The 21,729-nt window shown below is 60.4% G+C and carries 18 protein-coding genes and 1 tRNA gene; 5 read left to right on the top strand and 14 right to left on the bottom strand.

Annotated elements, in window-relative coordinates:
• Positions 1–46: 46 nt before the first annotated feature.
• From AC3EML_RS13235 to AC3EML_RS13200, 8 genes are all read right to left on the bottom strand, one after another.
• On the bottom strand, positions 47–817 hold the full coding sequence (locus AC3EML_RS13235; RefSeq protein WP_352521903.1) for a class I SAM-dependent methyltransferase: 771 nt from the start codon (positions 815–817) through the stop codon (positions 47–49).
• Positions 818–863: 46 nt separating this feature from the next.
• Positions 864–2,558 carry a rhamnan synthesis F family protein gene (locus tag AC3EML_RS13230; RefSeq protein ID WP_488505232.1) on the bottom strand — a complete coding sequence of 565 codons (1,695 nt, stop codon included), beginning with the start codon at positions 2,556–2,558 and terminating at the stop codon, positions 864–866.
• A complete protein-coding gene (locus AC3EML_RS13225; RefSeq protein WP_488505231.1) occupies positions 2,551–5,232 on the bottom strand; it encodes a glycoside hydrolase family 99-like domain-containing protein in 2,682 nt (893 codons plus the stop codon). The genes AC3EML_RS13230 and AC3EML_RS13225 overlap by 8 nt, the downstream gene beginning before the upstream one ends.
• Positions 5,229–6,131 carry a dTDP-4-dehydrorhamnose reductase gene (gene rfbD, locus AC3EML_RS13220; protein ID WP_352521906.1) on the bottom strand — a complete coding sequence of 301 codons (903 nt, stop codon included), beginning with the start codon at positions 6,129–6,131 and terminating at the stop codon, positions 5,229–5,231. Before rfbD ends, AC3EML_RS13225 begins: the two co-directional genes overlap by 4 nt.
• Positions 6,128–7,222 carry a dTDP-glucose 4,6-dehydratase gene (rfbB, locus tag AC3EML_RS13215; protein ID WP_352521907.1) on the bottom strand — a complete coding sequence of 365 codons (1,095 nt, stop codon included), beginning with the start codon at positions 7,220–7,222 and terminating at the stop codon, positions 6,128–6,130. Before rfbB ends, rfbD begins: the two co-directional genes overlap by 4 nt.
• Positions 7,223–7,247: 25 nt before the next feature.
• Complete coding sequence (gene rfbC, locus AC3EML_RS13210) at positions 7,248–7,802, bottom strand: dTDP-4-dehydrorhamnose 3,5-epimerase (protein WP_352521908.1); 555 nt, start codon at positions 7,800–7,802, stop codon at positions 7,248–7,250.
• A gap of 1 nt (position 7,803) precedes the next feature.
• Positions 7,804–8,685 carry a glucose-1-phosphate thymidylyltransferase RfbA gene (gene rfbA, locus AC3EML_RS13205; RefSeq protein WP_023732078.1) on the bottom strand — a complete coding sequence of 294 codons (882 nt, stop codon included), beginning with the start codon at positions 8,683–8,685 and terminating at the stop codon, positions 7,804–7,806.
• 272 nt (positions 8,686–8,957) lie between these two features.
• Positions 8,958–9,551 carry a biotin transporter BioY gene (locus AC3EML_RS13200; protein WP_023684601.1) on the bottom strand — a complete coding sequence of 198 codons (594 nt, stop codon included), beginning with the start codon at positions 9,549–9,551 and terminating at the stop codon, positions 8,958–8,960.
• Between the two features lie 117 nt (positions 9,552–9,668).
• Here AC3EML_RS13200 and AC3EML_RS13195 point away from each other — a divergent pair, with 117 nt between their 5' ends.
• Complete coding sequence (locus AC3EML_RS13195; RefSeq protein WP_352522280.1) at positions 9,669–10,577, top strand: MBL fold metallo-hydrolase; 909 nt, start codon at positions 9,669–9,671, stop codon at positions 10,575–10,577.
• A 2-nt stretch (positions 10,578–10,579) separates the two neighbouring features.
• Here the strand turns inward: AC3EML_RS13195 and AC3EML_RS13190 are convergent, their stop codons facing one another.
• Complete coding sequence (locus tag AC3EML_RS13190) at positions 10,580–11,362, bottom strand: DUF1499 domain-containing protein (RefSeq protein ID WP_352522281.1); 783 nt, start codon at positions 11,360–11,362, stop codon at positions 10,580–10,582.
• Positions 11,363–11,484: 122 nt separating this feature from the next.
• Positions 11,485–13,113 carry a fatty-acid--CoA ligase gene (locus AC3EML_RS13185; protein WP_352522282.1) on the bottom strand — a complete coding sequence of 543 codons (1,629 nt, stop codon included), beginning with the start codon at positions 13,111–13,113 and terminating at the stop codon, positions 11,485–11,487.
• A 297-nt stretch (positions 13,114–13,410) separates the two neighbouring features.
• Here AC3EML_RS13185 and AC3EML_RS13180 point away from each other — a divergent pair, with 297 nt between their 5' ends.
• Positions 13,411–13,770 (top strand): hypothetical protein, encoded by a 360-nt coding sequence (locus AC3EML_RS13180; protein WP_023670697.1) that lies wholly within the window; start codon positions 13,411–13,413, stop codon positions 13,768–13,770.
• A 159-nt stretch (positions 13,771–13,929) separates the two neighbouring features.
• On the top strand, positions 13,930–14,319 hold the full coding sequence (locus tag AC3EML_RS13175; RefSeq protein WP_023698131.1) for a DUF427 domain-containing protein: 390 nt from the start codon (positions 13,930–13,932) through the stop codon (positions 14,317–14,319).
• Between the two features lie 165 nt (positions 14,320–14,484).
• Here the strand turns inward: AC3EML_RS13175 and AC3EML_RS13170 are convergent, their stop codons facing one another.
• The 3 genes from AC3EML_RS13170 to ppdK form a co-directional block, all read right to left on the bottom strand.
• Entirely contained in the window at positions 14,485–15,255 is a 771-nt protein-coding gene (locus AC3EML_RS13170) for a polysaccharide deacetylase family protein (RefSeq protein WP_352522283.1), read from the bottom strand.
• 89 nt (positions 15,256–15,344) lie between these two features.
• Positions 15,345–16,445 (bottom strand): glycosyltransferase family 9 protein, encoded by a 1,101-nt coding sequence (locus AC3EML_RS13165; RefSeq protein WP_352522284.1) that lies wholly within the window; start codon positions 16,443–16,445, stop codon positions 15,345–15,347.
• 174 nt (positions 16,446–16,619) lie between these two features.
• Positions 16,620–19,325 (bottom strand): pyruvate, phosphate dikinase, encoded by a 2,706-nt coding sequence (gene ppdK / locus AC3EML_RS13160; protein ID WP_352522285.1) that lies wholly within the window; start codon positions 19,323–19,325, stop codon positions 16,620–16,622.
• Between the two features lie 216 nt (positions 19,326–19,541).
• Between ppdK and AC3EML_RS13155 the strand changes: the two genes are divergently transcribed.
• Together AC3EML_RS13155 and AC3EML_RS13150 are read left to right on the top strand one after the other, a co-directional pair.
• Entirely contained in the window at positions 19,542–19,886 is a 345-nt protein-coding gene (locus tag AC3EML_RS13155; protein ID WP_023670692.1) for a VOC family protein, read from the top strand.
• A 108-nt stretch (positions 19,887–19,994) separates the two neighbouring features.
• Positions 19,995–20,069 (top strand) — tRNA-Gln (locus tag AC3EML_RS13150).
• A 118-nt stretch (positions 20,070–20,187) separates the two neighbouring features.
• On the opposite strand, the gene AC3EML_RS13145 is transcribed toward AC3EML_RS13150, so the two are convergent.
• Positions 20,188–20,496, bottom strand: a complete 309-nt coding sequence (locus AC3EML_RS13145; RefSeq protein WP_352522286.1) for a hypothetical protein — start codon at positions 20,494–20,496, stop codon at positions 20,188–20,190.
• Positions 20,497–21,729 lie beyond the last annotated feature (1,233 nt).

The raw sequence follows: 21,729 nt of genomic DNA, 5'->3' as shown, positions 1-21,729 counted from the left end.
TTACAACAGGGCAGGTGCGCCCCTCCTGCCAAGCGCCGATCAGCCATCACGATTTGCCTGCCAGTTCTAGGATGATTGCATCTTGACCGGCGCCGGGGTTAGAGCGCCGGCCGCTCCAAGCCCCCCAAATCGGGGACCCGGCCATTCGCAGATTTGCGTCCGCGACCATGGCCGCCACAGTCGCTTCCTCGTAAGCAACGGCATGCGTTGGCTTCTCCAGTTCGTGGACGTGGCAGCCATCGCCGACCGAGTGATAGAATGTGATGTAAGACTTCGGCCCCTGGTTCTTGAGGATGTCACCGTTGATGATGAAGAATGTGGCTAAAACCCTTCCGCTTGGCTTCAATATCCTAGCAAATTCATCGAGGTAGTGGGCAATATCCCGTCGCATCATGTGGGTAAAAACAGAGTGCAGTATGATTACATCAACCGACGAGTCCGGGACGGGAATTTGGCACTGCTGAAGCAGCTCGGTGCCATTCGGATTGTACCATTTCTCGGCCACATCAAAGTGGACGAATTTGAAATTCGGGTGCTTGGAAGTGATCGCCTGCTGGCACCAGTCGATCATCGGCTTGACCACATCGATACCTAAATATCGACCGTTTGCCGCAAGTCGCTCGGTGAGCGGTATCGCGTCGCGGCCGATGCCGCATCCGATCTCGACTATGGAATTATCTGGCGCAATGCCGACATACTCGTCAGCCTGTCGCATGTGTTCCTTAGAGATATGGTCGAAAGTGTCTTCGGCACCTCCGGTCATATGAGCCAGTTCTATTGGTATAGAGAACCCCTTGTAATTGAATATCTCAGCCATTCTCGCTCCTCAATTCATCATTCCGCTTTTGTAATGCCGCCTTCCCTCATAATACAGGGACACGATTCTCAGCTGTCGAATATTTGTGAATATCCTCTCCACGAAGAAGGACGCTGGATGCCGTGAACCCTTGACCGCGTGCGACCCAGCAAAACACCCTTTCGATCGCGTGCGCGAGTGTGCCATCCTGCTGCCCGTTTTCAGCTTCGAACGCGATACTCGCCTCGGTTATGTTCTTCAGAGGCGCAAGCGCCCGCGGCGCGAACCAGAACATCGAACCGGCAAAAAAGCCGAGTTCCAGATTCGCTTCCGGCTGGAGCGCCGTCATCTCTTCAAGCAGTCGGCGGACCGTAGCGCGATTTGCGCCCCAGAACTGGTCATCGGTCAGGTAATAGCGGTGCGGGCCGACGATGCCAACTTCGCCCGACTTAATCAACTCGATGGACCTCAACACAGTCAATAAATCGCCAGCGACCGAGCCGTAGAGCCTATCCCTCCAAAGAGTTCCGTTGGCGCTATAGGCACTTTTCTTTGAATGAATCTTCAGAACAGCCTCATACCGGTCGAGAGCGCCACTGCGATAGACCGAGACAAACGGCCCTATATCCCGACCTCTGTTCTCCGAGTAATATACGGAAATGCTCTGCGCCAAATCAGAGAATTTCGAAAAAATCTCATTGTAAAATCCCTCAAAAGAGGTCGTTACATAAACATCAAAGGGGAGAACGATATTTTTTAGTATCTTATGAATATCGGAAATCATATCGACATAGTGCAAATGGACGACAACCGCTACATTGACTTCCCCGGCCTTCGTTCGGCGCCATCGTGCGAGCTTGGTCACTGGGATGGGGCTAGCTTGGGATTTAAGTGTAGAAAGGTTGTCGCTCCCGCGCGCATAGCTGGCACGACTGCGGCTAAGCATTTCTTCTATTTCGTCCAGGCGCTCCCTTTCATAAATGTCATCGACAAAGGCCAGATCGATCTGATGAGGGTTCTCCCTTAAAACCTCAAGCTTCACATACCCAAGTTCGCGGGCGACCAAGTCGGCAAGATGGTGAACGGGGTTGAATTGGAGCGCCATCGAGGTTGCGTCAGAAAGAGACATGGGAGGATCGGCAAATTCCTTTCCCTCGCTGGTATTCCAACGCCGGTTGGCATGCTGAAGCTGCTCAGGCGACGGTTGCAGAAGTGTTGTAACTTTTGCACCATTGTTTCGAAGCGCAGCGGACAGGCCGAGCTCGAACTTGAATATTGTCTCTAATTTTGAGCTTGTGGGCGCGACGCTCGCAAGAAATCCTTCGAACCAGGGTGCCCGCAGCACCTTGGCTCCCAACAAAAGTAAATACGATTGTACATGCCACGAGAATTGGTACGACTCAGTCGAACCAACCACATCGTACTCCGGTGTTAATTCAAGCATCCTCGACAGGGTCCTGTCAAAGATCGCAGACGAAAGAACGCCAAAGCTTGAGTTTATCAGAAGCGCGTTTTCGATCTGCCAATTCCTCAGCGCATAATCCAAACCAACCTTGTAGCTGGAGAAATCGTACCCAAAATTTGGTCGTCTTATCAAGACGGCGTCTTTTGGGATTATGGTTACGACATCTTCCTCGATTTTACTTGTCGTCACCAAAACGATCCGGTCGAATCTCTTCGCAAGACAGGATAGTAGTTCGATGAAATTAGCTTCGACGCCGTCATTGACGTCGAAATGAGCCACAATTGCTACATCATCCATTGTCTATCTGCCTGGTGAGCAGTACGTGCTTATAAAGGAAGCTGGCGACAGAATGCAGTGGCGGCCATCTTCGCAGGAGCTTTGATGCATTCACGGCCATCCGGCTCGGGGGGGCAATCGCTGCCAGGGTTTCTTTGGAGATTGGCGCGCCCAAAATTGGCTGGTGCTTCGCCGAAACGAGCTGATCGAACAATCGCGACCGGGCGGCCTGCATTCCTTCGGGTTCTCTTGCTACGTCGAAGAATTTCCCGCGAAGTGTTTCCTCCAGGTAGGAGAGTCCCCACCGCCGGTCCGGCTCGAGGTAACAGCCCTCGCCCCACTCGTTCCATGCATTGATAAATACGATTCGGCTTTCCGGATCAGGATGATTTTGTCGGGCCTGAAAGCGCAGGAAACGGAGCCATTCGCCATAGAGTTCCGGCGTCGAATTGAGCACGATTGTCGGGTTGTTTTGCCGCCGGGCAGTATTGTCCCACCCCGGTATGATGCCCCTGAATATGTTGAAGGACGGCTTCGGACGATTGGCGCTTTGGGCAATTATTTTCCGATAGTCGACCACACCACCCGAGAAATTCGGATTCGTGAAGAGCGGGAACTCCGAAGGATGGTTCTGAGGCCCGTTGAATTTGTGCGGAGGAAATTCGACCAGGGAGTCAGCCCCCACTTCTTGGGGAGTCGATATGTCGTAGAAGTCGACGACACTGATGTGGATGCCCGGAAATCCATTGGCGACCGCATGATCTCGCCAAATGGAAAACCAGCGCCGTGGGTCAGGAATGTCCTTGGCTCGATATACCACCAACAGCGGCATACCGCCGATTTTTATGTATCGCTCGTCTTTGAAGTAACCGATCATCGTCTCGATAAAGGCTTTGGCGTCCTCCTCTGCGTACTTCTGCTCCAGCAGAATGTTCCTCGTGTCCCCATCCCAAGCACGGGTCCAATTTTCGTTGGCCCAGCAGAGGCAAAACTTGAAATCAATGTCAAATTCCAGGAACAAATCGACCGGCTTTTCCAGCACTCTTCGGCCGCTAAACCAATAGTGATAGAAACAGAAAGCGTGTAGTCCATAAAGTTTTGCGAATTCGACTTGCTCTCGCATCGTGTCCAGATGCGAGAGATCGTAATATCCTAGCTCACGAGGTATCCTCGGCTGGTCATGACCATAGAAATTCGGAGTCGCACGGGCGACATTCGTCCATTCCGTGAAGCCAGGTCCCCACCATTCTGAGTTTTCGTCAATTCTGTGGAATTGAGGGAGGTAGAAAGCAATCAACTTTGTGTCGTCGGTACAGATGCTTACTTCTTCCTGCTCATCCGGCATCCTTGAGAGGGCCAGAAACGAGGCGGAATCGGCACCGGCGTCGGCACTTACCTCTGTCGGATGGTGCTCCAATACTTCTTCCGATGCCGCTGAAGAGCGCTCCTTTTCTTCCGTCAGCTCTAGCTGCGTTTTCTCCAGAATTTCTTTCAGCCTGACATTGTCGTCCAAAGCCACCAACAACTCGGAACCGAGTTTTTGATTCTCTTCCCTGTTCCTCTCGATAAGCTTCGCTGCCGCAGCGCGCTCTTCCGCAACGCTTTGATGATATCCTGCTATATCTGCGTCCTTCTGCTGGAGTTGGCCTGCAAGCTGTGACGCGTTGGTCGCGTGCTCTTCCACAGCGCGCTGCAAGATCCCAATTGTCTCGGATAGAATCTGTTGTCTAGCTTGTAGCTCAGGGAAAAACGCTTCGCCAAAGATTGGAGCGACGCTGTCGAATTCAGCTTTGACGCGATCAAGTATCGCCATGGCCTCGGCGCCATTGGCGTCCGTTTCCAGATGCCTGAGTGCCGAATAAGTGTCCTTTACCCATCCGGCGATTCGCTCGTCAGCGAAGAGTGCGCCATCGCTCGCCGTATGATGCTGATGGTCACTTGAAATATAGGCGTCAACCTCAGATGCCGCCTTCTCGATCGCGCGAGGCCATGCAACCGAAAGCGCTGCCGTGATCTTGTCCAGCGTCGGCCGCCAACTCCGCATCATCGCCTCATAGGAGACGAACACACGTGGTGCGCCGCGTGTCGAGCGCTCGGCCTCCAATTCATGGCGAAGCCAAAGCAGGGCACCGAAGCCCGGCGTCGAGCGATCCCGTTTGCCTAGCGATGCAACGACCGCGAGCGGATTGCGACTTGCGAGAACGTATTGCAGGTCGATGTTCATGGACTTGAAAATGCTGGCGTAGAGCGGCACAAAACGCGAGATGCGTGGCTCCTTGAGCACCAGCAGAGGAGCATCGCCATATTCCTCGTCAATGAGGCGAGCGATTTCGACTCTGTAGAATTGAGCGCGCGCCTTCGACAAATCGCCGAGATCGAAACTACGCCAATCGTCCCACCTGCTGCCCGCCTCGGCGAGCATCTGGTCGTGCAGCGCGATCAGCTTCAAGGGTTCCCAGTGGCCCGTCGGATTGGTCGAATTGGCGCCGAGCAAATCATTTGGCAACTTCGCGCCGAGCAAGCTGATTGCCCTGGTCAGCGCGCTCGTGCCCGAGCGGTGCATGCCGAGCACCATGATGCAGGTACGTTTCGCGGGCTTGGTCGTCTTGGCGCGCTTCTTCGGCGCCGGTTGATAGATCCCCTGAGGGTCGGGCGTCAACTCATGCAATTGCTCGGGTGACGGATGCTTGTTCATGCACTCAATGCCTGTTTCGTCTTGCTCCCCGCCAGCCTGCGCACCACCTTTTCCGCCGACTCCTGCCACACCGGGGCCGTCCATTCAAACGCCGATGCGAACTTTTCGCTCGACAGGCGCGAATTGGCCGGACGTCGTGCCTTGGTCGGATAGTCCACTGTCGCGATGTCACGCACCCGCGCTGTGGGCCCGCCGTATTGCGCGCTTGTGTCGAGTATATGACGGGAAAAGCCGCTCCAGCTGGTCTCGCCGGTGCCGGCAAGATGATAAATGCCGTAGCCGTCAAAGTCGCCGCGCAACACCGCCGCCGCATGCAGGATCGCGTCGGCAATATCAAGTGCGGATGTCGGATTTCCCCATTGGTCGGCGACCACGGCGATCTCGTCGCGGTCGCCGGCCAGCCGCAGCATGGTTTTCACGAAATTCTTGCCGAACGGGCTGTAGACCCAGGCGGTGCGCAGGATCAGATGGCGCGGATTGACGGCGGCCACGGCCAGCTCGCCGGCAAGCTTGGAGGCGCCGTAGACGCCGAGCGGTGCGGTGGCGTCGGTCTCGACATAGGCGCCGTCCTTGGTGCCATCGAAGACGTAGTCGGTCGACAGATGGATTACGGGCACGCCGAGCTTCGCGGCCGCCTCGGCGACCTTGCCGGCGCCGACGGCGTTCACAGCGAAGGCAAGATCGGGCTCGTCTTCGGCCTGGTCGACGGCGGTGTAGGCGGCAGCCGACACCACGATATCCGGCCGCGCTGCCGCGAGTGCGTCGAACACCGTATCGGGCCGCGCCAGATCGAGCACTGGGCGGCCGAGGGTGACGACCTCGATGCCATCGCGCCTCTGCCCGGCCTCCAGCAGGCTGGCAGCGACCTGACCGTCGCGTCCGGTGACAACCAGCCTCACGCCGCGCCCTTCCTGCCTTCAACCTGGCCGCGCGACCGGACTTGCCCCAGCCGCTCGCCGGCGTAGCGCTGCTCGCGGATCGGTCCCCACCACCATTTGTTGTCGAGGAACCATTCGACGGTCCTTGCAAGGCCGCTGTCGAAACTCTCCGCCGGCGCCCAGCCGAGATCCCTGCCGATCTTGGAGGCATCGATGGCATAGCGGCGGTCGTGGCCGGGGCGATCGGTGACGAAGCTGATCAAATCGCGGTAGCTCCTGCCGCCGCTGCGCGGACGCCTGATGTCGAGCAGGTCGCAGATCGTCTCGACGACGCCAAGATTGGTGCGTTCGGAATTGCCGCCGACATTGTAGCTCTCGCCCGGCTGGCCCTTGGTGGCGACCAGCTCCAGAGCACGGGCGTGATCCTCGACGAACAGCCAGTCGCGCACATTGGCGCCAGCGCCGTAGACCGGCAGCGGCTTTTCGTCGAGCGCGTTGAGGATGACCAGCGGGATCAGCTTTTCGGGGAAGTGATAAGGCCCGTAATTGTTCGAACAGTTGGAGAGCACGACCGGCAGGCCGTACGTCTCGTGCCAGGCCCGCACCAGATGGTCGGATGCGGCCTTGGAGGCGGAATAGGGCGAGGATGGCGCGTAAGGCGTCTCCTCCACGAACATGCCGCCATCGAAGGGCAGATCGCCGAACACCTCGTCGGTCGAGACATGGTGGAAGCGGAAGCGCGCCTTCCTGTCCTCGTCAAGGCCGCGCCAATATTCGAGCGCCGAATTCAGCACCCGGTAGGTGCCGACGATGTTGGTCTCGATGAAGGCGCCGGGTCCGTCGATTGAGCGGTCGACATGGCTTTCGGCGGCGAGGTTCATGACGACGTCGATCTCGTCGCGGTGGAGGATGTCGAGAACCGCCCGCTCGTCACAGATGTCGGCCTGCGCAAATTTGTAGTTGTGTGCATTCTCGATGGTGCGCAGCGAGGCCAGATTGCCGGCATAGGTGAGCTTGTCGAGATTGGTCACATGGTAGGCCGGATTGGCGCACAAATGCCGGCACACGGCCGAGCCGATGAAGCCGGCACCGCCTGTCACCAGAAAATTCATGGCGCTCTCCCCACATCGTCGCGCGTCATGCGAACACCTCGGCCTCAGCAAGCGCCGGCGCCTTGAGGTCCTTGGCCGAGAGCTCGAAGGCGCCGGCCGGCGACGGCCAATCGATGCCGATATCAGGATCGTCGAAACGGATCGATCGATCATGCGCCGGCGAATAGGTGTCGGTGACCTTATACAGAACCTCGGTGTCCGGCACGAGCGTGACGAAACCGTGCGCGAAACCCTTCGGCACCAGGATCTGGTTGCCTCTCTCGGCCGATATTTCGAGCGCGACCCATTTGCCGAAGGTTTTCGAGCTGCGGCGGATGTCGACCGCCACGTCGAGAATCTTGCCTCGGATCACACGCAGCAACTTGTCCTGCGCGCGTGGAGGCAGTTGATAGTGAAGCCCCCGCACGACACCTGCGGCAGCCGAATAGGAATGATTGTCCTGGACGAAACGCAGATCGATGCCGGCCTCGGCAAAGGCCTCGGCATTCCAGGTTTCGATGAAATAACCGCGCGCATCGCCGTGCCGCTTCGGCACGATTTCCAGCACGCCGTCCAAACCGAGCTGCCTGACTTCCAGCACTCTATGTCTCCGTCAGCTCGGCGACACGCCGGCGCAGATAGGCGGCGTATTCGTTCTTGCCCAGGCGCGTGGCGCGCTCAAGCACCTTGTCGGCGGTCAGCCAGCCCTGCTCGAAAGCGATTTCTTCAGGACAGGCGACCTTGATCCCCTGGCGGTGCTCGATCGTGCGCACGAAGGAAGAGGCTTCATGCAGGCTGTCATGCGTGCCGGTGTCGAGCCAGGCATAGCCGCGGCCGAGCTGATGCACGTGCAATTTCCCGCGCTCGAGATAGACGTTGTTGACCGCCGTGATCTCGAGTTCGCCACGCGCCGAGGGCTTGATCGTCGACGCGATGTCGACGACCTCATTGTCGTAGAAATAGAGGCCGGTGACCGCCCAGTTGGACTTCGGCTCCCGCGGCTTCTCCTCGATTGTCAAAGCCGTGCCGCTGAGCTTGTCGAACGACACCACGCCGTAGCGCTGCGGGTCCTCGACATGGTAGGCGAACACCGACGCGCCGCTTTGGCGCTGCGCAGCAGTGCGGCAGAGCTGCGACAGGCCCTCGCCGAAATAGATGTTGTCGCCGAGAATCATCGACACATTATCCTTGCCGATGAAGTCGCGGCCGATGATGAAGGCCTCGGCAAGCCCGTTGGGCTGCGCCTGCTCGGCATAGGAGAATTCGACCCCGAATTCCGAACCGTCGCCCAGCAACTCCCGAAACACCGGCAAGTCGCGAGGTGTCGAAATGATCAAAATCTGGCGGATACCGGCGAGCATCAAGACGCTCAGCGGATAAAAAACCATCGGCTTGTCGTATATTGGCAGAATCTGCTTAGAGATCGCTAATGTAAGGGGATACAGACGCGTCCCGCTGCCTCCTGCAAGGATTATTCCCTTCAACAAGCTCTCCTTGAATTACCGGCCCCCGCCTCGAAATCAAGTTGCCCGTGCTTAGGTTTCGCGCAATGGCTTGTCAATTCAATCTCGGCCGTGGATCGGCGCCAGAATTGCTCTGCATCTGCCGCCTCGCGGCAATTTGACCGACCAGCACAGGCTGACGCTGCAATAGATGCGGCGATTTGGCAAACCGGCGTCCCGCCATCCTTTTGGATGCACAACAATAAAAAAGCCGGCGGGCCTTTGGCCCGCCGGCTCATTGTGTCGTCCGGTTTTCAGGGCTGCTTGGGCAGCAGCGACCATACCGCCGGCACCAGGCTGGCGGCGAGCGCAACCTTGATCAGGTCGCCGAGGACGAACGGCAAAACGCCGAACTGCCACGCCTTTTCCGCGCCGATGAGGGTGGCCAGCCAGGCAAAGCCCATGGCCATCATGACGATTTCGGCGACCAGCATGGCGTTGAACAACTTGATCGGGTGGCGGTCCCAGCCGCGGTCGGCGGCCCAGCCGACAATGGCCGCCATCACGACGAAGCCGGCGAGATAACCGCCGGTGCCGCCGATCATGTAGGCGATGCCGATGCCCTTTTCAGGCGTGCTTTGGAAGACCGGGAAGCCCATGGCGCCTTCGGCCATGTAGAGAAGCAGGGTAGCGACGCCAAGCCGCAGGCCAAATGCGGTGGCGATCAGCAGGACGGCCAGCGTCTGCATCGAGATGTCGACCGGCCCGAGCACGACTTTCGTCTTGGCCGACAGGGTCAAAAGCAGCGTTCCGGCGATCGCCAGCAAAAGCTGGGTTGCCAGGCGCTGCGCGCCCTCCTGGGGCAAAGCGAGAGAAACAAGCGGGCGCATCGTCGTTGCAAGTGCCATGGTCTTCCCCAATCCGGATTGCCGCAGATCGCGGCCTTGCGTTTTTCTATATTGGCTTCCGTGTTATGCGGCAATCAGTTTTGCCGTCCTCCTGAACAGAGGTTCAACGACACCGCCATGGCGCTCAAATTCGACACCAGCTTCGATCCCGCCTATGGCCGGGGCGTCACCGTCGCGCTCGAGGTCTTGCGCGTCACCGCCAAAAACCCCAGCCCATTCACCTTTCACGGCACAAACAGCTACATTGTCGGCCGCGACACACTGGCGGTGATCGACCCGGGTCCGGATGATGAAGCGCATTTCCAGACGTTGCTGAAGGTGATCGCAAACCGGCCGGTGAGCCATATTCTCGTCAGTCACACGCATCGCGACCATTCTCCGCTGGCCGCCCGGCTGAAAGCGCGCACCGGTGCCGCCGTGCTGGCCGAAGGCCCGCACCGCCCGGCAAGGCCGCTGCGGATCGGCGAGATCAATCCGCTCGACGCCAGCGCCGACACCGGTTTCGTACCGGATGTCACTTTGCCCGACGATACGCTGGTCGAGGGCGATGGCTGGACGATCCGGACGGTGCTGACGCCGGGCCACACCGCCAATCACGCGGCATTTGCGCTCGAAGGCACCGGCATCCTGTTTTCGGCCGACCATGTGATGGCGTGGGCGACGTCGATCGTGGCGCCGCCGGACGGCGCGATGGCCGACTACATGGCCTCGCTGGATAAATTGATCGCGCGCGGCGACCGCCTGCTGCTGCCCGGCCATGGCGGCCCGGTGAATGCGCCGCGCAGCTTCATGCGCGGGCTGAAGACTCACCGCAAGATGCGCGAACGGGCGATCCTCGAACGGATCCGGGGCGGCGACCGGACAATCCCGGACATGGTCAAGGCGATCTACAGGGACACCGACCCGCGCCTGCATGGCGCCGCCGGCCTGTCGGTGCTTGCCCATCTCGAGGACCTGGTGGCGCGCGGCCTGGTTGCTACCCAGGGTGACCCGGCCATCGACGGCGTTTTTGTTCCGGTGGGGTAGAACTACTCAGCCGGCGCCGCACCCACCTGGCCCGCAACTTCCTGATCAAGTTCGGCGAGGAACCCGACGATGCGCGCCGCATTGTCGCCGAGGTCGTAGCGGCCGTAGCGGGAGGCCGAGCACATGTCGACGACGATGGTGTCGCCATCATTGCTGACCCGGATGGCGACGTCGGCGGGCAGGCCGACGACGAAGCTCCGGGCCACGGCCGATATCGTCACCTCGTCTTGACCGTCGGTCACTGGGTATGGCGCGGTAAGTTGCCAATCGCGGCGGTCGAGCACGGTTTCAACGGCGTCGACGACGGTTTCGAAAGGCAGATTGTAGCTATGCCCGGTGACCAGCGGATAGGCGTCGGCCTGCAGGCGCGCTTCGCCCGGCGTTGGCAGCGCGAGCACGTTCATGTCCTTGGTGCGGTCGCTGGTGTCGAGCACTGGCGGATTGTCGAGGTCCGTCGTGATGTCCCTCAGGGGCGGCGTGGTCGCCGCCAAATAGGTGGCAAAGCCGTAGGGCGTCAGCACCAGCAGCGCCAGCAGGGCGCCGACCGAGAGGTCGCGGCCGCCACGGCCGCCGAAATGCCACAGCCGGGACAAAGCGAGGCCGGCAAACAGCAAAGCGAACGCGGCAAGCAAGGCGACGATCGCCAGCACCCACAGGAAGGCCGGCGTTTCGACCAGTTCGAAATGATGGCCGGCCAGCACGGTGAGCAGCAGGACCAGGGCAAAAGCGCCCGTGCGCCGCGACCAGCCGGCCGCCTTCGATGTCTGCCGCTCGTCAATTTCCATTGTCTTCAGCACCGCCCCAACCCGCACAGACGCTTAGAGCAAAGGATGCTCAAATTGAACATCCCCTGCCCTAACGTTTTTGCCGCCGGTAGCTTGAAGGTCAAGGAAACGCACGGTCCCGGTCAATCCGTCGGCAGGCGGTAGTCGCTGAACTGCTTGCGCAAGGTGATCTTCTGGATCTTGCCGGTGGCGGTGTGCGGGATTTCGCTGATGAAAGCGACGTCGTCGGGCATCCACCATTTCGCCACCTTGCCGTCCATGAACGCCAGTATGTCCGCCTTGCTCGGCTCCTTGCCGGGTTTGGCGACCACGACCAGCAAGGGCCGTTCGCCCCATTTCGAATGATGGACGCCGATCGCCGCGGCCTCGGCGACATCGGGATGGCCGACGGCGAGGTTCTCCAGGTCGATGGTCGATATCCACTCGCCGCCCGACTTGATGACGTCCTTGGCGCGATCGGTGATCTGCATGTAGCCGCCGGAATCGATATGGGCGACATCGCCAGTGTCGAACCAGCCGTCCTTGTCGAACTGCTCGGCTCCGACGCCGCCATAATAGGCGCTGGCGACGGCTGGACCGCGCACCTTCAGCCGGCCGAAGGTCTTGCCGTCCCAAGGCAGTTCCTTGTCGTCGTCATCCGTCACCTTCATCTCGACCCCGAAGGGCGGGTAGCCCTGCTTGCCCTGGATATCGAGCCGGTCCTCGCCCTCGAGCGCTTGATACTGCGGCTTCATGGTGCACAGCGTGCCGAGCGGCGACATTTCGGTCATGCCCCAGGCATGGATGACTTCGACACCGTAATTGTCCTGGAATTTCCTGATGATGGCGCGCGGGCAGGACGAGCCGCCGATGACGACTTTGCTGAGATAGGGAAGCTTCTTGCCGGTCTCTTCCAGATGCTGCAGCAGCATCATCCAGACGGTCGGCACGGCGGCGCTGAAGGTCACCTTCTCGGTGTCGAGCAGCTCGTAGATCGAGGCGCCGTCCATCTTGCAACCGGGCATGACCAGCTTGGCGCCGATCATCGGCGCGCTCTGGCCAAGGCCCCAGGCATTGGCATGAAACATCGGCACGACGGGGAGGATCGTGTCCCGCGCGGAGAGGCCCATGGCGTCGGGCATGGCGGCGATCATGGCATGCAGCACATTCGAGCGGTGGCTGTAGAGCACGCCTTTGGGATCGCCCGTCGTGCCGGAGGTGTAGCACATGCCGGCTGCGGTGTTTTCGCCGAAAACCTTCCAGGCGAAGTCGCCATCGGCCTCGTTCAACCAGTCCTCATAGGCAACCACATTCGGCAGCGTCGTTTCAGGCAGATGCGCCTTGTCGGTCAGGACGATCACCTTTTTCAGCGATTTGACCGCGCCGGCGATCTTTTCCAGCAGCGGCATGAAGGTCAGGTCGACGAAGATCCCTTCATCCTGCGCATTGTTCATGATCCAGACGATCTGCTCGGGGAACAAACGCGGGTTAAGCGTATGGTAGATGGCGCCGATGCCCATGATGCCGTACCAGGCCTCTATGTGGCGCGCCGTGTTCCAGGCCAGGGTCGCGATGCGGTCGCCGAGCACAAAGCCATCGCGCTCCAACCGTTGAGCGACCTTGAGCGCGCGGCGATGAACTTCAGCATAGGTGGTGCGAACGACAGGACCTTCGATCGAGCGCGAGACGATCTCGCGCGTCCCGTGCTGCCGCTCGGCATTGTCGATCAGCTTGTGGCAGAGCAGCGGCCATTCCTGCATCAGTCCGAGCATCTGGTTTCTCCCATTGCTTCCTCGTTTTTCCCGTCTTTTGTTCCATTGTGGGACGAACGGACGGATTGTCCAGCCATGACGTCTCCAACCGTTAACGGCTGAAGCAAGCAGTGATCGAAAGGCGGGGAAAACCGCCACAATCCGGCCATCGTCGACGTTAAGGTTCGTTAACGGGGTAGGGGTGCGGATTGGCGACTGAAAGAGGTTCGCATGGACACGCAGCTCGACGGCAAGCAGATCGACGACAGGCAGATCGACGACAGGCAGCTGGATGACAGCGGGGCCGAAGACGTGCAGTTGGACGATATTCAACTCGACGACAAAGAGCTTGAAGACACGCTTGCCGCAAGTCTGGCCGATCTCGTGCCGGAGGCCAAAAAGGTTTCCGAAGACGAATTTGTCGAGGTGGTCGGCGGCGCCCTTGAGGCGGTCGGCGGCACGCTGCTGTTCAAAATGTGCGTCCAAAACGAAGGCGAAGGCCAGCATGTCGCCGCCGCATCGATCGGCGACGGCGGCAATCGCCAGTTCCTGCTGCTCACCTTGCCGACCGGCGGCGGCCCGCTGAAGGTCGAGACGACGTCAAGAAGCACCAACCCGGTAGCCGGTATTGCCGCGGCCTATGCCGGCCTAATGGACGTGTTCAAGACCGCAGCCTAGCATTCCACGCGGGATCGTTTTTAGTGATCGGAAGGCCAGCTCTGGCCTACTGGCGAAGGCTTGCGCAACGAGTTCTCCAGACACATTTTAGGGACATGGGAAGCAACCCCGCACGCTCTCAATCGGACTGTGCTCCCAATCGAACAAGGAGAACCCCGCATGGACCAGATCGCCAACCCCGCCCCCGGCTTTCAGAGCAATCCCGGCAAGGTCATCACCGTCGAACCCTATCGCGGTACCGTGGTCGTGCGTGCCGGCGATACGGTGATCGCCTCATCGACGCGGGCGAAGCTTCTGTCCGAACCGCCCTACCCCCAGGCATTCTACATCCCCTTCGAAGACATCGACTTCACCCAGCTCGGCAAAACCACCCTGTCGACCCATTGCCCCTACAAGGGCGACGCCAGCTACTGGAGCGTGCTGCCGGCCGGTGAGACCGGCAAGGACGCGATGTGGGGCTATGAGCAGCCCTTCGACGAAATGGCTGAGATTCGCGACCATGGCGCGTTTTATCCCAACAGGGTCACTATCGAAGCAGCACCGGCCTGAGCAAGCGACTCAAGCCGCCGTTGCTCGCTTCGTCATCCCAGGGTCTTCGCGACGGAGCTTCGCTCCTGTTTCATCCTGGGATGACGAAGTTTAGAGGCCTCGGCTAATCTCAAGCGTCGGCGACGTTAGTCCAAAGGCGATGAAACTGCCTGCCGCCGCCCAATCCTAATCAGTCGTCCCGTCGTTGCCGACACCGTCGGCGTCATCCAGCCGCACGAACATCAGCCCCTTGGCCTTCAGCGCGAGCAGACCTTGCACGACGCCCTCGCCGGCGGCGTGGGTCGGCTGGTTGATGTGGGCGATGATGACATCGCCATCCTTGGCGGCGGCGATGCGCCGGGCGGTTTCTTTTGCACCAAGCAACGAGCCGCCATCGCCGTTGATCGAAAAGCCGGCGATCTTGAAGCCGAGCCTGCGGATCATGGCGATGGCCGACGGACTGTATTCGGCGGTCGCGCCGCGAAACCATTTCGGCGCCGGCTCGCCGGTGCCAGCGAGAGCGGCAGCGCCCGATTCGACTTCGGCCTGCACCGCTTCCGGGCTGCCGGCGCTGCGGATGCCATAGATCTTGCGCGGCGTGTCGACGGCCGGGATGTGATGGCCGCCGTGGTTTTCCAGTTCGAACAGGTCCGGATGCGCGCGCATGATCTCGACGGCGGCGGCGTTGCGCTTCAGCCAGATACCGGTGACGAAGATCGTCGCCGGAATCCGGTTCTCCACCAGCGCCGACAGGATCCTCGTATCGGTCTGGCCGCCGCAGGCGTCGAGCGTAAGCGCGACGCGGCCGACACTGCTACCGTCCTCAGCCTTCAGATGCAGCACCGGCTCGACAAGCGGCGCGGCCTGGGCCGAGGACACGGCCACGATAGATAGCGCCAAGGCGCAAAACAGCTTTTGCAAGGGATGCCTGTCTTGTCTGAGAATCGGCGCTGTCATAGCCGCATCCCAGGACCCGCAACAAGGCGGAAATCGGGATAGTGGCCGTGAGAAAGCTGATATCCCGACAATGTGACCGCCGCGCACCGTCAGACGGCGTGTTCCAGTTCCACATGCGTGCGTGACAGGACTTCGCGCACGGCCGCGACGACCGGTTCGACCTCGAGGCGCCAGACGCAGCAGGCCTTGCTGGGATCGAGCGGATTGCACAGGCTGCCCGCCACGCAATTGCACGGCATGGATGGCTGCAAGGCGAGGCTGGGCACGCCGACCGGTCCCCAGACGGCCGGGCTGGTCAGGCCGAAAAGGCCGACAACCGGCGTTCCGGCCGCTGCTGCCATGTGCATGGGGCCGCTCTCATTGCCGACAAACAGCCGCGCCTGCTGCAACACCGCCAGCAGCGTTTCCAGCGACAGCGCGCCGACGAGGTTGACGATCGACGCGGCACTGGCGAGGATCTGCTCGGCCGGCTTGCGCTCGTCAGGGCCGCCGACGAGTACGAAATCCAGTCCGGTTTCGCGCGAAATCGTGTCGATCACGGCGGCAAAGCGTTCATGCTGCCAGCGCCGGCCGTGAAAACTTGCGCCGGCATGCACCGCGACAAAGCCGTTTGGCCGCAAATGGTGTTTGTCCAGCAATGCCTGGGCCCTCGCCGTCTCCATCGGCAATGGCCGAATCGACGGCACCCGCACGCGCAGGCCGACGCCGAGCGGCTCGAGCGGCGAAAGGTAGCGGTAGAGATAGTGACGTTCGCCAAAACCGAACGGCTCGGCAAAGACATTGGCGGGCTGGCGCTCATGCCAGCGCAGCGGCCTTTCCGGAGGATTGTAGCCGATGCGGGTGCTGGCGTTGAGGAACCTGACGATGAGCCGCGATGTCTTTGAATCGGTGAGGTCGATGGTCAGGTCGAAACGGAATTGGCGCAGCTGGCTGATCATCGAATAGAGCTCGCGTCCACGCTCCAGCGGGGTGCCGCGCATGGCGGCGCGGCGGAAGCTGACGACCTCGGCGGCGATGCCGTGCGCGGTGACGAAACTGGCGAGGCGCGCCTCGCAGAGAAAGACGATCCTGACACCGGGATATTCGAGCTGCAGGTTCTTGGCGAGCGTGGAGGACAGAACAACATCGCCGATGAACTTGGTCTGGATAATCAGGATCGAGCGGAAGGGTCTGGGCGAAATCTGCAACATCTTTTTCTCGGCACCGGGCGGGTTGGGGGGCCGTGAAATTGGGCAGAAACGATGTCGGGATTGCGTGTTGAGCCGCGCACATCACCGTGAATTTGCTTACAAAATCGTAAGCTTAGCGCCATACGGCCACCCAGGGGTGGCCGTTTCATCGCTGCCGAAATGACTGTGTCGAAATCAGGATGCCGCGGCGCTCTTTTTGGGGCGCGGCACTGCTGTTTTGGCAATCTGCACCGCGGCTTGGGCTGCGGCCAATCTTGCGATCGGCACCCGGTAGGGAGAGCACGACACATAGTCGAGGCCGACCTCTTCGCAGAAGCGGATCGAGGCCGGATCGCCGCCATGTTCGCCGCATATGCCGAGCTTGATGTCGGGCCGCGTCGCCCTGCCTTTTTGCGCAGCCATGCGCACCAGTTCGCCGACGCCCTCGATGTCGAGCGAGACGAACGGGTCCTGCTCGATGATGCCTTTCTGCCGATAGGTCTCGAGGAAGGACGCCGCATCGTCGCGCGAGATGCCGAAGGTGGTCTGGGTGAGATCGTTGGTGCCGAAGGAGAAGAACTCGGCCGTAGCGGCGATGACGTGGGCGCGGATCGCCGCGCGCGGAAGCTCGATCATCGTGCCGGTGAGATAGTCGATCTTGACGCCGGTCTCGTCCATGACAGCCTTGGCGACCGCATCGATGCGCGCCTTGACGTAGTCGAGCTCCTTCACCAGGCCGACCAGCGGCACCATGATCTCGGGAACGACCAGCGCGCCGGCTTTCTTGCCGGCCTCGACGGCTGCCTCGAAAATGGCGCGCGCCTGCATCTCGGCAATCTCGGGATAGGAGACGGCGAGGCGGCAGCCGCGATGGCCGAGCATCGGGTTGAACTCGTGCAAGGCTTCGGTGCGCTGCCTGAGCTTGTCGGGCGAGACGTTCATGGCGGCGGCGACCTCCGCCACCTCCGCTTCCGTCTTGGGCAGGAATTCGTGCAGCGGCGGATCGAGCAGCCGGATCGTCACCGGCAGGCCGGCCATGATCTCGAACAGTTCGAGGAAATCCGAGCGCTGCATCGGCAACAGCTTGGCAAGCGCGGTGCGGCGGTCCTTCTCGGTATCGGCCAGGATCATCTCGCGCATGGCGACGATACGCTCGCCGTCGAAGAACATGTGCTCGGTGCGGCAGAGGCCGATGCCTTCGGCGCCGAAGGAGCGCGCCATGCGCGCATCGAGCGGCGTCTCGGCATTGGTGCGCACCTTCATGCGGCGCACCGCATCGGCCCATTCCATGATGGCGGCGAAATCGCCCGACAGTTCCGGCTGCAGCATCGACACGGCGCCCTTCAGCACCTGGCCGTTGCTACCATCGATGGTGATGATGTCGCCCTTGCGGAAGGTCTGGCCCATCGACATCAGCGTGCCGGCCTTGTAGTCGACACGCAGCGAGCCGGCGCCCGAAACGCAAGGCTTGCCCATGCCGCGCGCGACCACGGCGGCGTGGCTGGTCATGCCGCCGCGCGTGGTCAGGATGCCTTCCGAAGCATGCATGCCGTGAATGTCTTCGGGGCTGGTTTCGATGCGCACCAGGATTGCCTTGCGACCTTGCGTCTTCAGATCCTCGGCATCGCCCGAGGAGAAAACAATCTCGCCGGTCGCCGCGCCCGGAGAAGCCGGCAGGCCGACGCCGATGACATCGCGCGCGGCCTTGGGGTCGATGGTCGGATGCAACAGCTGATCGAGCGAGGCGGGATCGATGCGGGCGACCGCCTCCTCCGTCGTGATCAGCTTGTCGCGCGCCATTTCGACGGCGATCTTCAGCGCCGCCTTGGCGGTGCGCTTGCCGGAACGCGTCTGCAGCATCCACAATTTGCCGCGCTCGATGGTGAATTCGAGATCCTGCATGTCGCGGTAGTGCTGTTCCAGGCGGTCGGAGATGTCGACGAAGGAGCGGAACGCGTCCGGCATCAGTTTCTGCAGCGACGGCTTGTCCGAGCCAGCGGCAATGCGCGCCGCCTCGGTGATGTTCTGCGGCGTGCGGATGCCGGCCACGACATCCTCGCCCTGCGCGTTCACCAGGAACTCGCCGTAGAGCATCTTTTCGCCGGTCGAGGGGTTGCGCGTGAAGGCGACGCCGGTGGCCGACGTCTCGCCCATATTGCCGAACACCATAGCCTGGACATTGACCGCCGTGCCCCAGCTTTCCGGGATATCGTGCAGGCGCCGGTAGGTGATGGCGCGGTTGTTCATCCAGCTGGAAAACACCGCGCCGATCGCCCCCCACAGCTGCTCGTGCGGGTCCTGTGGAAACGGCCTGTCGAGCTCCTCCTCGACCTTGGCCTTGTAGAGGGCGATGACGCTCTGCCATTCCTGCGCTGTCAGTTCGGTGTCGAGCTCGTGGCCGAGGCTCGCCTTCTGGTCCTCCAGGATTTCCTCGAACACTTCGTGGTCGAGACCCATGACGACATCGGAATACATCTGGATGAAGCGGCGGTAGCTGTCATAGGCAAAGCGGGCATCGCCGGAATCGGCTGCCAGCGCCTCGACCGTCTCGTCATTGAGGCCGAGATTGAGCACGGTGTCCATCATGCCCGGCATCGAGGCCCTGGCCCCGGAGCGGACCGAGACCAGAAGCAGCTTCGACGGATCGCCGAAACGGCGCCCGGTCAGCTGCCCGATATGGTCCAGCGCCTTGACGACGTCGGCCTTCAACGCGGCCGGATAGCTGTTGCCGTTGGCATAATAGGCGTTGCAGACTTCGGTGGTGAGGGTGAAGCCCGGCGGCACCGGCAGGCCAAGACTGCACATCTCGGCCAGATTGGCGCCTTTGCCACCGAGAAGGTTGCGGTCGCCCGCACGTCCTTCCGCGGCGCCATCGCCGAAGGTGTAGACCCATTTGGTCATGCTCGCCCTCCAAGTTCTCGGAAGATTAGAACCCCGGGGCCAAGACCCGGTTCCCCCGCGCTCCGACCCGAGCGTTATTATGCTGCAGTGCGAAAGGCAAGGTGTGGCAGCGAAGCCCGGCGACTACAATCGATTAAGCAAAAGCTGCGTCGAAAAGACTTGCCGGATCGCTGCCCAGGATATAGAACATATAGGGAACAAGTTGGGAGCAGCGTGATGAAACTCAACGGAAAACTCGACTATCTCGAACTGCCCGCGACCGGCGCAACGCTGGACAGCGTCAAGGCTTTCTACAGCGCCGCCTTCTCGTGGTCGTTCACCGATTACGGGCCGACCTATTCGGCCTTCGGCGAAGGGCTCGATGGCGGCTTCCAGGCCGATGCAGCGGAGGCGCCGGCGAAACCATTGCCGGTGCTCTATTCGCAGGATCTGGAAGCAACGCTCGACGTTGTCGAAAGCGCCGGCGGCACGATCGTCAAGCCGATATTCTCGTTCCCGGGCGGCAGGCGGTTCCATTTCACCGATCCCGCTGGCAACGAGTTGGCGGTCTGGGGCGAATAGCGCGTCCCCGCGCCAAGCGGTGGATCAGTTTTGCACAGTGGCCAACTCGGCATTGAGCTTTCGTGCCGCTCGTCCTATAAGGCCGCGCAACGGGCAAAGCTCGCTTGCTGGGGCGTCGCCAAGTGGTAAGGCATCGGTTTTTGGTACCGACATTCCCAGGTTCGAATCCTGGCGCCCCAGCCAAATTACATGGCTTTTGGAATCAATGATTTACCGACCTTATGGATGGCTGCCGTCAGGAGCTATCTGACTCCCACGCGACCCCGACTCCGTCGACAGAGCCGGGGCCGTGCGGAGAGGATCAGTAATCGTTGTCGTCCTGGATGACGACGGGATGATGGCGATGATGTCGATAATAGCGATGATGGCTACGCTCGATCGAGCCGGTCACGATGACAGTATCCCGGCGATGATGTCTGCGGCCGTGGTCGTAGAAGGCAACCGTGCCGTGTCTGCGGTGATGAAGGCGTTGACCTTGGTCATTGATGATTCTGACGTTCCTGTGATGATGACGATGGTGGGTCGTGATGACCACGTCAGCTTCAGCTGCCGGAGCTACCGTCGGCACGGCAAGGAACAGTGCCAAGGCGCTCACGATCATTGTTTTCATTGTAATATCTCCATCTGCTAATTATCCCTTCGCGGGGATAACCGCGTCCCATCCCTTTGGTTCCGAGTAGCGTCGTTGGTCCACGGGCGCGATCAGTGACAGCTGCTCCCGCGCAACACGGCGTGTGAAGGAAGTAATTGCGACAACAGCTCTTGTTGGCAAATTCTGGTGAGCACGCTCTTTCAAGCCGGCCACCAGGGTTACGCCACTCGACAAAGGAGCGCTGCGCACGACCATTCTATGTCGTCGCGTTCGATCTCCTGATCTGTGACGGGAAACACTTGTCTTGCGAGGAGGACTGTCGGCACAACTTTTCAGATTTACGAGAATACGACCAATCAGGCCATCTTAGATCGCCTAAGTCGGGCGGTCTCAGATCCCGTAAGAAAGTGCAAGGTAAACCACCGGCGCCAAGATCAGCAGAACCGCGATTCCGATAACCACTGCGATTGCCAGGCGCTCTGTTCGCCTGACAAGCTCAGCGACCTTGTCGTCGTCAGCCGATGGTATGAGGTCAAGAACGGAAGAAACTTCCGCAGGACTGTCGTTGTCGTTTGCGGGTCGGGTTGCGCCGTCACGCACTGATCTCTGGACAAAGGTCACTGTCAGCCTCTCTATTGAACGAACACCGCTTGGCGGTGTCACGACAATCGGGTGCCCGCTAACCTCTCAGGAATGGCGGGCACCCGATTGACCACCGATGAAGGGACTCATGCTCGGCAGCCCGGTTCCAATGTATCGGGAGGGCATAGGTTGCCCGCCTTCAGGCCTATGGCTCCGACGTCAGGACTTCAGTCATACCGTGTTCGGACCTTGGTCTGGCAATCGACGAAGCGATGGCCGCCATTTTGTTTCGACGCAGAAAAATGCGGGAACATTAGTAGGCTCTTACGAGTTCACTCCCAGCAACTAATTCGGGAGAGATACGGTGAACAACATAATCTGGCTCATCGGAGCAGTCGTTATCGTGATTGCGATACTGAGCTTCCTTGGCTTCCGATAAACGTGGCAGCTGAATTGCGGTCGGAGCCTATTGCCATCTGTGCCTTATAGGCATCGCTTTCGCGTTGGCCGGGCGCTTTGCATGTGGGCTTTGGCGTTCGCTCTCAGGTGGCGCTTAAATTTCTTCTCTTCGAACCTTACAGAATGCGCGTCGCAAGCAGGTCGCAAGGGCGACGGTCCTGTTGCAACAGTCGGATCGACGCCATCGCCGACGAAATCAACAAAGCATGC

Source organism: Mesorhizobium sp. P170090 (assembly GCF_057786115.1).
Note: the sequence above shows the minus strand (reverse complement) of the source record. Positions and strands in the feature narration are given on the sequence as shown.